At 50.2% G+C, this 644-nt stretch carries 1 pseudogene; it reads right to left on the reverse strand.

From position 1 onward, the window contains the following. Positions 1–644: pseudogene (locus tag AB5935_RS25890) on the reverse strand (heparinase II/III family protein); the annotation flags it as partial.

A 644-nucleotide genomic window follows, 5' to 3' on the forward strand; every position in this document is an offset into this window, starting at 1 on the left:
GCATCAACACGTGCCGACGGTATTTAGTCAACGGAGTGGCACCGAATCCATTTTCAGGCGTCTGCTCAATACCTGCCTGCTTGAAGTAGCCAACCCACATCGGGTCATTGCTGATACTTCTGTAAGCATGTGAAGCATCTCCCAAACAGTAACTGATATGCTGTCCGCCCATAGCACGCATCACACTGCCATAACCTTCGGTAGAATAAGGTTGCCCGATGCCGTTTACCAACAGTGAATTATGCGCCCGCGTATGGCGATAGGACATCAGATTATGAGCATCGCTAAAGTTCTGATAATAGCCCGTACTGCGATACACATCGACACCCTTATACAACAGATTAAAAGCATTCTGGCTGGCAGTCGTGTGACTGCCGGATCCGAATGTACTGGAACGGAACGAGAGTGCAAGATCTTTTTCTACATCTTCCGGTGCACTGTGCATGGCTACTTCACCGGCATCTTTATACCACACCATTTTATCAGCCCCGGCAGGAAAAGCTGTGTTGTAATCCTGCTCGGTGCACATCCGGTAAAGACGCAATTCATAATCCCGACGCAACAGCTCCCGACATTCTCCGGCATACCATCCGGCATAGGAATCACCCGTTTCACGCGCCAGATAGTCAGCAAAGGCGGCAACC

This window comes from Phocaeicola sp. RTP21198st1_B8_RTP21198_201120 (assembly GCF_040929485.1).
Lineage (GTDB): Bacteria > Bacteroidota > Bacteroidia > Bacteroidales > Bacteroidaceae > Phocaeicola > Phocaeicola dorei.